This is a genomic window from Streptomyces humicola, assembly GCF_024436035.1.
Classification (GTDB): Bacteria; Actinomycetota; Actinomycetes; order Streptomycetales; family Streptomycetaceae; genus Streptantibioticus_B; species Streptantibioticus_B humicola.
Map to the genome: position 1 here is coordinate 531,209 of NZ_JANFNG010000001.1, position 12,593 is coordinate 543,801.

Sequence of the window (12,593 nt, forward strand, 5' to 3'; positions counted from 1 at the left end):
CAGCTGGACACCGGAGCGTCGTTCCTAACCTCCACGTCCACTTGGTTTGCGTCACAACCGCGGGGACGACGGGACACCGGGCTCAGGTCGCGGGTTCCAGCCGGACCACGACGGACTTGTTCGTCGGCGTGTTGCTGACCTCGGCTGTGGAGTCCAGCGGCACCAGGACGTTCACCTCGGGGTAGTACGCCGCCACGCAGCCGCGCGGGGTGGGGTACCGCACAGTGCGGAAGCTCCGGGCGCGGCGCTCGCCGTCGGTGAAGACGCTGACGATGTCGACGAGGTCGCCGTCGTGCAGGCCGTGGGCCCGAAGGTCCGCCGCGTTGACGAACAGGACGCGTCGCCCGCCCTTGATCCCGCGGTAGCGGTCGTCCAGCCCATAGACGGTCGTGTTGAACTGGTCGTGGGCGCGTACGGTCGTCAGCAGCAGGTGCCCGTCCGGCACCTCCACCGCGGTCGGCGGGTTGACGGTGAAGCGTGCCTTGCCGGTGGCCGTGGGGAAGGTGCGCGAATCGTACGGGCCCCTCGGCAACATGAAGCCGCCGGGTTGCGCGACGCGCTCCTCGTACGCGTGGAAGCCGGGAACGACATGCTCGATGTGCTTGCGGATCCTCGCGTAGTCGTCACCCATCGCGCGCCAGTCGACGACGTCGTCGTCGCCGAACAGTGCGCGGCCGAGGCCGGTGACGATGGCGACCTCACTGCGCAGCTGCGGTGATCCCGGTATGAGCCGTCCACGGGAGGCGTGCACCATGCTCATCGAGTCCTCGACGGTCACGAACTGCTCTCCGCGGGCCTGGATGTCGCGTTCGGTGCGGCCCAGGCAGGGCAGGATCAGCGCTTCCTTCCCATGACACAGGTGGGAGCGGTTGAGCTTGGTGGCCACATGGACGGTGAGCGCACAGTTGGCCATCGCGGACTCGGTGACCTCGGTGTCGGGCGTCGCGGCGACGAAGTTCCCCCCGAGGGCGAAGAAGACGTCGGCCTTTCCGTCGCGCATGGCGCGGATCGAGTCCACGGTGTCCCAGCCGTGCTTGCTCGGTGGGTCGAAGCCGAACTCGTCGCGCAGCCTGTCGAGGAACGCATCGGGCATCTTCTCCCAGATGCCCATCGTGCGGTCGCCCTGCACGTTGCTGTGGCCACGGATCGGCGACGGCCCGGCGCCGGGACGCCCGATGTTGCCGCGCAGCAGCAGGAAGTTGACGATCTCGCGAATGGTGGCGACGGCGTTGCGGTGCTGGGTGAGCCCCATCGCCCAGCAGACGACGACGCTGCGCGCCGCGAGCACGTCCGTGGCGAGATTGCCGATCTGCTTGCGGGACAGGCCGCTCAGCGTCTCGAGCGTCGGCCAGTCGAGCGCACGCCACGCGGCCGCCGCGGCCGCGAAGCCGTCGCAGTGGCGCGCGATGAAGTCGTGGTCGAGCACGGTGCCCGGGCGCGCGTCCTCGCGTTCGACGAGTGTTCGGTTGAGCGCGGCGAACAGTGCGAGATCGCCGTTGACGCGCACCGGCAGGTACCGGTCGGCGAGCTTGGTGCCGGGGCCCGCAAGACCGCGTGGTGTCTGCGGGTTGTGAAAACGGCCGAAACCGGCCTCCGGCAGCGGGTTGACGGCGGCGATGCGTGCGCCGCGCCGCTTGGCCTGTTCCAGCGCGGTGAGCATCCGGGGATGGCAGGTACCGGGATTCTGGCCGACGATGATGATCAACTCGGCGTGGTCGGTGATGTCGGTGAGCGAGACCACGCCCTTGCTGATGCCGATCGTCTCGGAGAGCGCCGCGCCGCTGGATTCGTGGCACATGTTGGAGCAGTCGGGCAGGTTGTTGGTGCCGAACCGGCGCGCCAGCAACTGGTAGACGAACGCCGCCTCGTTGCTCGTCCTGCCGCTGGTGTAGAACACGGCGCGGTTCGGATCGTCCAGTGCCTTCAGCCGGTCGCCGATGAGCGCGGTCGCTTCGTCCCACCCGATCGGCGTGTAGTGCGTCGCACCGGGGGCGAGGTGCATCGGCTCGGTGAGCCGGCCGTTGTGCTCCAGCCAGTGGTGGTCCTGGGCCCGCAGCTCGGCGACGGAGTGCGCGGCGAAGAACTCCGCGCCGACGCGCTTGCGCGTCGCCTCCCACGCGACGGCTTTCGCTCCGTTCTCGCAGAACTCCGCCTTCTTGCGGTGTTCGGGACCTGGATCGGCCCAGGCGCAGCTGGGGCAGTCGAAACCGTCGGTCTGGTTAACCTTCAGCAGTGTCTGCAGGCTGCGCTTCGGGCCCATCTCGGCGAGCGAGTACCGCACCGACTCCGCGATGCCGCGCACGCCGACGCTGGACGTCTTCGGAGGGCCGACTTGAGGATTGTGTTCCGGCTTCGGTTCCGGGTTCTGTTGTGCGGGCGGCGGTGGGCCGGCCATGTTCGCCTCTGTACGTCTATACGGGCCAGTGGAAACCGAGGGAGAAGTTGACCGCGACCGCGAACGCCAGGTAGTCGAACAGCTCCTGCAGCCCGTACATCAGGTATCCGGTGCCGAGACCGAAGAAGCCGAGAGCGGCCGCGGGGCCGCGGCCGCATCAGTGCTCCCGCCGTTGCCCCTTTTAGGGTCTTTGGGGTGATCGTACCCCCGCTGGCGCGGCCCGCGGCTTGGCTACGTGATGTGCCCGTCCGGCCGCCGAGAGTGCATGCCGGCGGCCGGACGGTGCGGTCAGCGGCTGTAGCGCATGAACGCGCGCACCATGTGGCACGTCGTGTCGGAGGGCGGATGCACTCCGATCCGGGCGGCCGTGGTCCGTATCGTGCGGTTCGGTGCCTGCTCGGGACGGTGGAAGCCGGTGTCGAGCAGGGCGATGGCCAGGCGCATGGCCTTGAGCCGGCGATTGTGGGTTATGTACCACTCACGTGGGCGTCCGGGAGGCAGGGGCTTCTTCTGCAGCGGTGTCGTCGTCGGGGGCGTTGTCGCAGGGTTCGCGGGTACGGCAGCGGCCATCGGCGTCCTCCTGAGGCGGTCCGGGACGTTCTCGGACTGCTTCGATTTTACTGTCGGGTACTGACAATGGCCGCTGGCCCGACGGCACTTGAGGCGCCCGCGGCGGTACGGTGAGCGGCATGGAGATCTGGATCAACCCGGCGTGCTCGAAGTGCCGCAGCGCGATCGAGCTGCTCGATGCGGAGGGCGCCGAATACACCGTGCGGCGTTACCTCGACGACGTTCCCAGCGAGGAGGAGATCCGCGCGGTGCTCGACCGGCTCGGGCTCGAACCGTGGGAGATCACGCGCACTCAGGAGGCGGACGCGAAGGCGCTCGGGCTGAAGGAGTGGGCCCGCGACGAGGCCTCCCGCGACCGGTGGATTGCGGCGCTCGCCGGGCACCCGAAGCTCATCCAGCGTCCGATCATCACCGCGGACGACGGAACGGCGGTGGTGGCCCGTACCGGGGAGGCGGTCCACGACGCGCTCAAGCGCACCGCCTGACGGCCGGCCACCGACGCTGCGGCTCAGAACGTGCTCAGTGCGCTCGTCACGGGAGCCCGGGCGGCGCGCCGGGCCGGCACGACGCAGACGCAGACCGCCGCGGCGACCGCCAGGGCTCCGGCCAGCAGCAGCGTCCACGGTGACGGCGTCTGGGCGATTCCGGCGCCGACGCCGCTCGCGCGGCCCTGCAGATTGATCAGGGCGTCCGAGGCCACGACCCCGAGGCCGGTCCCCACGACCACGGCCACCAGGGTGAGCAGACCCGTGCCGGTCACGACGACGGTGGCGATCTGTCGTGGCGTCAGTCCCATGGCCCGCAGCACGCCGACGTCCCGGGTGTGATCGCGCAGCGCGTGGCTGGTCGCCGTGACCAGTTCGACCAGACCGATCAGCGCGAGGACGGCGACGAGCCCGACGACGACCACGCGAACCGGCCCGAGCTGGTCGGCCGGGTCGGCGGTCGGACGGACGTCGAGCCGCCCGTGCGAGGCCGCGGTCAGGCCGGCGCGCACCGCGTCGGCGTTGGCACCCGGCCGCAACACCAGGGCGTAGTACTGAGGGCGCGGCAGGCCGCCGGGGCCTTCGAGGGCGTCGAGGTTCACCGAGAGCATGTCGCCGTTGTGATCGGGTTCGATGCTGCGGCCGACGATGTGCAGGATGTGCGGGGTTCCGCCGGCCATGACGCGCACCCACTGCCCGACCGAGACATGCATCAGGTCGAGCGCTCCCTGGCCCGCCACCGCCTCGTCCGTGTCGCGGATGCCACGGCCTTCGGCGACAGCGAAGGGGTAGGGGTGCGCGGACGTGCCGAGGGCGCGCATGGTGATGCTCGTCGTCTCCCCGGGCACCAGCGCCTGGATCTCGACGCCGGGATACGCGGCGGCGACGCCGGGCCGGCGGTTCAGCAGCCGCTGCGCCGAGGCGTCGTCCAGGCCGGTCGGCCTGGCGGTCAGCGGTGCGGCGAGGCCCACGCGTTGCGGGTGCTGCTGGAAACCGTCGAGCGTGGCCCAGCCGCCCAGCGCCACCGTGATCATCAGCACCGGTATCGCCAGCCGCGACACCGTCAGTGAGGCACGCAGTGGCCGGTGGAAGGCGTCACGGGCGCCGAGGACGAGGGCGGGAGGCAGCCGCAGCAACAGAGCGAGGCGGGCCAGGCGGGACATGCGGCCCGCGGGGCGGTCGGAGCGCACGGTGGGCACGGCCGGCACGCGTCCGGCCCGCCACGCAGGAAGGGCCGTGGCCAGGCCGATGCTCAGCACCACCCCGAATCCCGTCGCGACGATCGCATCCAGGTGGTCCGGCTGGCCCTGCCACAGCACCATCGACTGTCCCAGCGGACCGGGCAGCAGCGGGCCGAGCAGGCTCGCCGCCGCCGAACCGAGGGCGAACCCGGCGACCGCGAGGGCCGTGTGCTCGTAGAGGAACAACCGGACGATCTGGGCCGGAGTGAACCCGACGGCCTTGAGCATCGCGATGTCCTGCACCTGGGCGAGCACGCGGCCGCCCGCTCCGCCGGCCATGGCCAGCGCTGCTGCCAGCAACGCCACGAGCCCGAAGACCCCGAGCATCAGTCCGAGCAGCCGGTTGCCGAGGTCCATCGCGCTGCGCACCTGTTGCCAGGTGGACACCTCGGCGACCTGGGCGCTGCCGAGTGCGTTGACGGCTTCCTGGGCGGTGAAATCCGTGGCGGCGGGGTCGGCGAGGCGCAGGCCGATGGCCTGCTGGGTACGCGCGGGGTCGGGCTCGATCCGGTCAAGGGTGGCGGGAAGCACCCAGCCGATGCCGGGCGTCCAGTCGGGATAGGGGCCCTGGTCGGCGGTATCGGCGGTGCCGAGCACCCGCAGGGTGTGGGTGGTGCCGTCGACGCTGCGGACGGTGACGTCGTCGCCGACGCCGGCCCATACCGAGTGGGCGAGCGAACTCTCCAGCACGACCCCGTCGGTGACCGACGGGGTCAGCCACCGGCCGGTCTGCACCAGCGGCCGGGAGACGGCCGGCAGGGCGGGGCCGACGGCCCGCAGTTCGAGTGAGACCTTCTCCGCGCTGCGCACCAGGGTGCTGGGCGCGGTCCGGTACGGTCCGGCGACCGCAGTGACGCCGTCGAGGCGGGCGAGGGGAGAGGTGTTGACTCCCGGGCGCACGTGCAGCCACACGTGGCTGCCGTGCGACTGCTTGAAGATCCGTTGCCAGGGGTTGGTGGCATCGACCAGGAGCGCGTCGGCCAGGATCAGGGAGACCGCGACGACTGCGGTGACCAGCACCATCAGCGCGGCCTGAGCCCGGTGTGCACGGAGGTCGGCGAGCTCCCAGCGGAGGACTGCACGCATCCGGGTCAGCTTTCCAGCCGCAGCACGTCGGCGACGCCGTTCGAGGTGCCGGACGGCGGTCCGACCGCGGTGTCGTCGGCTATCTCGCCGTCGAACAGGCTGATGACGCGGTCCGCCGTGCTGGCGACGCGGGCGTCGTGGGTGACCAGGACGATGGTCTGGCCGCGCTCGTGGAACCGGGAGAGCAGTCGCAGCACATCGCGGGTGTTGCGGCTGTCCAGGCTTCCCGTCGGTTCGTCGGCGAGCAGCAGCCCGGGCTCGTTGACCAGGGCCCGGGCGAGGGCGACGCGTTGCTGTTCGCCTCCGGCGAGTCCGGCGGGCGTGCTGCCGGCCTTGTCCTCGATGCCGAGCTCCGCGAACAGCTCCTCGCGCCGGGCGCGGGCCTGACGCGGCGGTATCCCGGCCAGCAGCGCGGGCAGTTCCACGTTGTCGGCCGCGGTCATGTTGGCGACGAGATTGGAGAACTGGAAGACGAAACCGACGGACCGCCGGCGCAGCACGGCCCAGCGGGACTCGGGGAGGCCGTCGACCCGCCGCCCGTCCAGCCAGATCTCCCCACTGTCGGGCCGGTCGAGCCCGCCGAGCAGGTGCAGCAGCGTCGACTTCCCGGCCCCGGACGGGCCCATGACGGCGACGAACTCGCCGCGGTCGACCTGCAGATCGACATGGCGCACGGCATGGGAGGGGACACCCTGGGCGCGATGGACCTTGACCAGGTCCTTGACCCAGAGCATGGCATCCGGCGGCGGAACGGCCGCCACGGACGGGCCCGGTCGGCTCACTCGAGTTCCTCCTGACAGCGCTCGAGCCAGTCGAGATCGGCCTGCAGATGCAGCATGGCCCCCTCGATGAGCAGGTGTGCGATGCGGTTGTCCCGGTCCTCCGCGGCGGCGAGCCGTGACAGGCCCCGCATGATGTTGAGGTAGTGGCGGCGCTGCTTGTTGATCAGTGCGACCCGGTCGGCCGCACCGGTGCCGGGGGCCAGTGCGAGCTTGGTGAAGAAGTCGTCCCGCACCCGGGGGCCCTCGGTCGGCTCGTCGAACCACCCGGCGAGAGCGGCGCGCCCGGCCTCGGTGATCTCGTACACCCTTTTGTTGGGCCGGCTCGACTGGCTGACGTCCTGTCCCTGGATCAGGCCGTTCTGTTCGAGTCGTCCCAAAGTGACGTAGATCTGGCCGATGTTCGGCTGAGGGTACGCTGCACCGAAAGTCTGTTCAAGGGCCTGCTTGAGCTCGTAGCCGTGCGCGGGTTCCTTCGCGAGAAGCGCCAGTAGGGCCAGGCGCACGGGTCCCGCCTCCTCGTTCCACCATCTGGTTCCTGGCCTACATATCAGCTATACATATCCGCAATGTTAACGCGTCGCCCGCGCCCGCCGCAGGCGGTGGCGGCGAACCCCTCGGAGGAGGAAGAGGAACGGATGCGTTGGGGCAGGGTGGCGTGCTGGCTGTCCGCCGCTGCCCTGCTGCTCACCGGATGCGGCCTGCACACCGTCCCGGCCGCGAGCGCCGGTACGGACGGCACCGGTCCGGTGACGCTCGTCACCGGGCAGGATCTTACGGGTTACCTGCGCGGACGTCTGCAGGTGTGGAACGCTGCCCACCCCTCGCAGCGGGCCACGTTGATCCAGCTGCCCGCGGCCTCCGATGACGTGCGCGCCCAGATGATCAGCAACCTCCAGGCGAAGAGCGACAGATACGACGTGCTCAACCTGGACGTGGTCTGGACGGCGGAGTTCGCGGCCAACGGCTGGATCACGCCCCTCGACGCCCGCCAGTACCCGCTGGAGAAGTTCCTCAAGCCCGTTGTCTCCACGGCGATGTACCGCGGGCAGCTGTATGCGGTCCCCTATGTGACCAATGCCGGGATGCTCTACTACCGCAAGGACGTCCTCGACCGCGCGCACGCGGCGCCGCCGCGGACCTGGGCCGATCTGGAGCGCCTCGCGACGACCGTGGCGCCCGGGTACGGGCTCAAGGGATACGCGGGCCAGTTCCTGCCCTACGAGGGGCTGACGGTCAACTATGCGGAGGCGGTGCAGTCCGCCGGCGGAGAGATCCTCTCCGACCATGCGACCAGGGCCGCCGTCGACTCGCCGGCGGCCCGGCGGGCGCTCGACTTCCTCGTCGACGGCGTGCGCAAGGGCTGGATCCCGCAGGAGGCGCTCACCTTCGACGAGGAGGGCTCGCGCAAGGCCTTCGAGGACGGCCGGTATCTCTTCCTGCGCAACTGGCCGTACGTGTACGACCTGGCGGAGTCGAAGGACTCGAAGATCGCAGGGAAGTTCGCGGTGGCGCCGCTGCCGGGACCCGACGGGCCGGGGTCCAGCTCGCTCGGCGGCTCCGACCTCGCCGTCAGCAGCTATTCGCGGCATCAGAAGACAGCGCGGGCGCTGATCCAGTTCCTCACCAGCCTGGGCAACGAGCGCCAGGTGCTGCTCAAGGGCTCGCTGCCTCCGGTGTGGGCGCAGTTGTACACCGACCCGGCACTGGTCAGGCGGTTCCCCTATCTGCCGGTGCTGCGGCAGAGCATCTTGTCGGCCCAGCCCCGTCCGGAGACCCCCGACTACGACCAGGTGAGCCTGGCCGTGGCGGAGGCGCTGCACGACGCGCTCACCCTGACGCGGTCACCGGACGAGACGGCCGCGCGTCTGACGAACGAGCTCAACGCCATCGTCGGCAACCCCTGACGACGTCCGTTCGCAGCGCTTCCGTAACGCCGCCCGCACCTACCCGTCATGCACGCTGCGCATTCACGCCTGTGACCAGGGCTTTGGTGCTGCCGGGAAAACTCCGTCAACACCGTTGACACCTCCCCGTCGGCTATACATAACATGCATGCATTGCTTTGGCGCGGCCTGCCGCTCCGTCGTGAGTCGGCGGCGATGGGCGCCACATTTGGACAATTGCCCTTCTTTTCGTGCATAGTTCGCACGGCGCTCCAGGATGGGGACGGAATGCTCGGCGTACCGCTTGACGACGACCCGCTGACAAGCACGGCGCGGGTCAACACGGTTCCAGGGCCGCGGTCCGGGGACCGGCTGTCTTCGCCCGAGCGGTGGTGGCGGGACGCGGTGATCTACCAGGTCTACATCCGCAGCTTCCTGGACAGCACCGGTGACGGCATCGGCGACCTCGCGGGCGTCAGCGCCGGCCTGCCGTACCTCAAGCGGCTGGGAGTCGACGGCATCTGGCTGACCCCTTTCTACCCCTCGCCACAGCACGACCACGGGTACGACGTCGCCGACTACTGCGACGTCGACCCCGTCTACGGGGACCTGGAGTCATTCGACCGGCTCGTGCGCGACGCACACCGGCTGGGCCTGAAGTGCCTCATCGACATCGTTCCCAACCACTGCTCCAGCCGGCACCCGTGGTTCCGGCAGGCGCTCGCCGACGGTCCCGGCAGCCCGGCGCGTGCACGGTTCCACTTCGCGCCGGGCCGCGGGGAGCACGGCGAGTTGCCGCCGAACAACTGGCGCGCGATGTTCGGCGGGCCCGCGTGGAGCCGCATCGTCGAGGCGGACGGCACGCCGGGGGAGTGGTATCTGCACCTGTTCACCCCGGAGCAGCCGGACTGGAACTGGCGCAACCCCGATGTCGCCGCCCACTTCGAGCACGTGGTGCGCTTCTGGCTGGACTGCGGGGCCGACGGCTTCCGCATCGACGTGGCGGCGGGACTGTTCAAACACCCCGATCTGCCGGACTCGCCTGACCCCGAGGCGGACGAGCGCGCCCGCGACTCGGTCAATCCGCTCGCCTGGAACCAGCCCGAGGTCCACCGGATCTGGCGCAGTTGGCGGGCGATCTGCGACCAGTACGCCGCACGGGACGGGCGCGACCGCCTCCTGGTCGGCGAGGTGTCGGTGCCGACCCCTGCCGACCAGGCCCAGTACGTCCGCCCCGACGAACTCCACCAGGCCTTCTTCTTCCACCTGTTGAACGCCCCCTGGGATGCCGGCATCTTCCAGAAGGTCATCGACGAGGCGCTGCGCGACATCGCAGGCACCGGGTCGACGATCACCTGGGTGCTCAACAACCACGACCAGGTAAGGGCGGTCACCCGCTACGCGGCGCCCACGCCCGCGGACGACGCGGACCTGCCCGACCCCGGCGGTGCGAGGGCGCGCGCCGCGGCCCTGCTGATGCTCGCCCTGCCGGGAGCGGCCTACGTCTACCAAGGTGAGGAGCTGGGACTCCCGGAGGTCGTCGACCTGCCGGACCATGTGCTCACCGACCCGATCTTCCGGCGGACCGGCAGCCGGCTGCGGGTCCGCGACGGCTGCCGGATTCCGCTGCCGTGGTCTGGGCACGCCTCGCCGTTCGGCTTCAGTACGGGCGACGGAGCGGGCCGGCCCTGGCTGCCGCAGCCGGAGTGGTTCGCCAACCACACCACCGAGCGGGCGCTGTCCGACACCGGTTCGTTCTGGCACCTGTACCGCGAGGCGCTGCATCTGCGCCGGAGCCTTCCGCAGCTCGGCGAGGGCCCGCTGCGCTGGCTGGAGTCGCCGCCGCAGGTGCTGGCCTTCGTGCGCGGGGACGGGCTCGTGTGCGCGATCAACTTCGGCGACCACCCGGTACCCGCTCCGGTCGACGGCGTCCCGTTGCTGTCCAGCCGATCCTGCCCCGCGGGGACGCTGCCGGGCAACACGGCCGCGTGGTGGGTCGGCGACCACCCGGCGGCCTCGGACACGAAAGGGGGAACAGACGCGAACAGCGGCAGTTGACCGTTCCGCGGCGGCACCCCGGGGGAGTGCACATGACCGACCAAGTTTGACCAACCGTCAGATCAGAGAGGTGGCCATGTCATCATCCATACCAGCAGGAGCGGACAGAGCGGACAGTCAGGGGACTCCAGGCGCCATCAGGAGTCTCATCCCGGCGAGAATCGACCGCCTGCCGTGGTCCTCGTTCCACACCAGGCTGGTGCTTGCGCTCGGTGTGGCGTGGATCCTCGACGGTCTGGAGATCACCCTCGCCAGCGTCGTCAGCGACGCCCTGACCAAGCCGAACACCCTGAACCTGTCGGCGACCGCGTCCGCGGCGACCGCGACGGTGTACCTGATCGGCGAGGTCGTCGGTGCGCTGGTCTTCGGCCGGATGTCGGACCGGCTCGGCCGCAAGAACCTGTTCATGCTCACCCTGGGCGTGTACCTGGTGGGCAGCGGCCTGACGGCGGCGACCGCGGGCGCCGGCACCGGGTGGGTGATCTTCCTGTACTTGACCAGGTTCATCGCCGGCACGGGCATCGGTGGCGAGTACGCCGCCATCAACTCGGCCATCGACGAGCTGATCCCGGCCCGCTACCGCGGCCGGGTGGACATCGGGATCAACGGTACGTACTGGGCGGGTGCGATCATCGGCACGCTGGTGCAGCTGGCGATCTACAACCAGTTCATCGCCGACAGCCCGGGTCTTGCCTGGCGGATCGGTTTCCTCGTCGGCCCGGTGCTCGGCCTGGTCATCATCTTCGTCCGGCGCAACCTGCCCGAGAGCCCTCGCTGGCAGATCATGCACGGCCGCGCCGACGAGGCCGAGGCGACCATCTCCTACATCGAGGAGCAGGTCCGGGCCTCAGGACGGACGCTGGAGCCGGTCGACGAAAGCAAGCTGCTGGAGATCAAGCCGGCCGAACACGCCGGCTACATCACCCTGGTGCGGCTGCTGTTCAGCCGCTACCCGGGGCGCTCGGTCTACGCGCTCGGGCTGATGGTCACGCAGTCGTTCCTCTACAACGCGATCTACTTCACGTACTCGATCGTGCTGGGCGTCTTCTTCAAGGTTCCCGACGCCGGCATCCCGCTGTACGGGCTGGCGTTCGCGGTCGGGAACCTGATCGGCCCGCTGGCGCTGGGCTGGATGTTCGACACCGTAGGCCGCAAGAAGATGATCGCGGGAACCTACCTCGTCTCCGGGGTGCTGCTGCTGATCAGCGGTTTCCTCTTCAAGGCCGGTGCGCTGACGGCGTTCACCCAGACCGCGGCGTGGGTGGTTATCTTCTTCTTCGCCTCGGCGGGCGCCAGCGCCGGCTACCTGACCGTCAGCGAGATCTTCCCACTGGAGGTCCGCGGGCAGGCGATTGCGGTGTTCTTCTCCATTGCGCAGATCGTCGGCGCCCTCGCGCCGCTGTTCTACGGCTCGCTGATCGACACCAACCACCCCGATCCGAGCCACCTGTTCATCGGGTACATCGTGGGCGCGGTGCTGATGATCGTCGGCGGTCTTGTCGCAGCGGTCCTCGGCGTGCCCGCCGAAGGCAAGTCTCTCGAGGACGTCGCCACGCCGCTTTCCGTCGTGCGCAAGGCCACCGAGCAGGTCGCCGGGTACCGGGCCCCCGCGCCGAGGTCGACTCCGACGCCGGGCAGTTGAACCCGGCGGCGGGGCCTGCCTGCGGTGCGCAGGCAGGCCCCGCCCCCTCCCGCCACGGCGACGAGTCCCTGTGCACGGCCCAGCCCGGCGAGGATTGGATCCGCACCCGCCCGGCGTCCGGTCCCGCCAGCTCGGCCAGCTCGGCCAGCTCCGCGGAGAGAAGGCGAGATGGGCACCCTCCACCGGACCGTGCGTGCCACGTTCGCGGGGTGGATCCTCAAGAGGCTGGCCGGGGCGGGCGCGCCCATGACGCCCGCGGTGTCGATGTCCGTCGCCGGCTGGCTGGCGTACACGGAGGAGGTCGTGCTCAGCTGGCTGGACCAGCGGCAGATGCCCCGGGCGGAGCTGATCGACCTCTGCGAACGCAGCTGCTACCAACTGGTGGCGGCCGCCATGGACGACCCCTCGCGCTTCGAGGAGGTCAGGGCCGCCGTCGAGCGGAGGCCCTGAC

At 70.2% G+C, this 12,593-nt stretch carries 10 protein-coding genes; 5 read left to right on the forward strand and 5 right to left on the reverse strand.

Translation table 11 applies throughout. The annotated features are described in order from the left end of the window. Positions 1 to 82: 82 nt before the first annotated feature. Together NGB36_RS02555 and NGB36_RS02560 are read right to left on the reverse strand one after the other, a co-directional pair. Entirely contained in the window at positions 83 to 2,395 is a 2,313-nt protein-coding gene (locus NGB36_RS02555) for an FdhF/YdeP family oxidoreductase (RefSeq protein ID WP_255918351.1), read from the reverse strand. Between the two features lie 288 nt (positions 2,396 to 2,683). Then, positions 2,684 to 2,965 (reverse strand): hypothetical protein, encoded by a 282-nt coding sequence (locus NGB36_RS02560; RefSeq protein WP_255918352.1) that lies wholly within the window; start codon positions 2,963 to 2,965, stop codon positions 2,684 to 2,686. A gap of 119 nt (positions 2,966 to 3,084) precedes the next feature. Here NGB36_RS02560 and NGB36_RS02565 point away from each other — a divergent pair, with 119 nt between their 5' ends. Then, complete coding sequence (locus tag NGB36_RS02565; protein WP_255918353.1) at positions 3,085 to 3,450, forward strand: arsenate reductase family protein; 366 nt, start codon at positions 3,085 to 3,087, stop codon at positions 3,448 to 3,450. A 23-nt stretch (positions 3,451 to 3,473) separates the two neighbouring features. Here NGB36_RS02565 and NGB36_RS02570 read toward each other — a convergent pair whose 3' ends face one another. From NGB36_RS02570 to NGB36_RS02580, 3 genes are read right to left on the reverse strand one after another with little or no spacing between them, the layout of a single operon-like run. Next, a complete protein-coding gene (locus NGB36_RS02570; protein ID WP_255918354.1) occupies positions 3,474 to 5,777 on the reverse strand; it encodes an ABC transporter permease in 2,304 nt (767 codons plus the stop codon). 5 nt (positions 5,778 to 5,782) lie between these two features. Further along, the gene (locus NGB36_RS02575; RefSeq protein ID WP_255918522.1) at positions 5,783 to 6,511 is read right to left on the reverse strand and encodes an ABC transporter ATP-binding protein; all 729 of its coding nucleotides are present in this window, start codon (positions 6,509 to 6,511) and stop codon (positions 5,783 to 5,785) included. A gap of 44 nt (positions 6,512 to 6,555) precedes the next feature. Continuing rightward, on the reverse strand, positions 6,556 to 7,062 hold the full coding sequence (locus NGB36_RS02580) for a PadR family transcriptional regulator (RefSeq protein WP_255918355.1): 507 nt from the start codon (positions 7,060 to 7,062) through the stop codon (positions 6,556 to 6,558). A 132-nt stretch (positions 7,063 to 7,194) separates the two neighbouring features. On the opposite strand from NGB36_RS02580, the gene NGB36_RS02585 reads away from it, so the two are divergent. The 4 genes from NGB36_RS02585 (at position 7,195) to NGB36_RS02600 (ending at position 12,592) form a co-directional block, all read left to right on the forward strand. Beyond that, a complete protein-coding gene (locus NGB36_RS02585) occupies positions 7,195 to 8,463 on the forward strand; it encodes an ABC transporter substrate-binding protein (protein WP_255918523.1) in 1,269 nt (422 codons plus the stop codon). A gap of 267 nt (positions 8,464 to 8,730) precedes the next feature. Next, positions 8,731 to 10,500 carry a glycoside hydrolase family 13 protein gene (locus tag NGB36_RS02590; protein WP_255918356.1) on the forward strand — a complete coding sequence of 590 codons (1,770 nt, stop codon included), beginning with the start codon at positions 8,731 to 8,733 and terminating at the stop codon, positions 10,498 to 10,500. A gap of 199 nt (positions 10,501 to 10,699) precedes the next feature. Beyond that, entirely contained in the window at positions 10,700 to 12,142 is a 1,443-nt protein-coding gene (locus NGB36_RS02595) for an MFS transporter (protein ID WP_255918357.1), read from the forward strand. Between the two features lie 168 nt (positions 12,143 to 12,310). Continuing rightward, positions 12,311 to 12,592, forward strand: coding sequence for a hypothetical protein (locus NGB36_RS02600; protein ID WP_255918358.1), 282 nt, complete (start codon positions 12,311 to 12,313; stop codon positions 12,590 to 12,592). Position 12,593 lies beyond the last annotated feature (1 nt).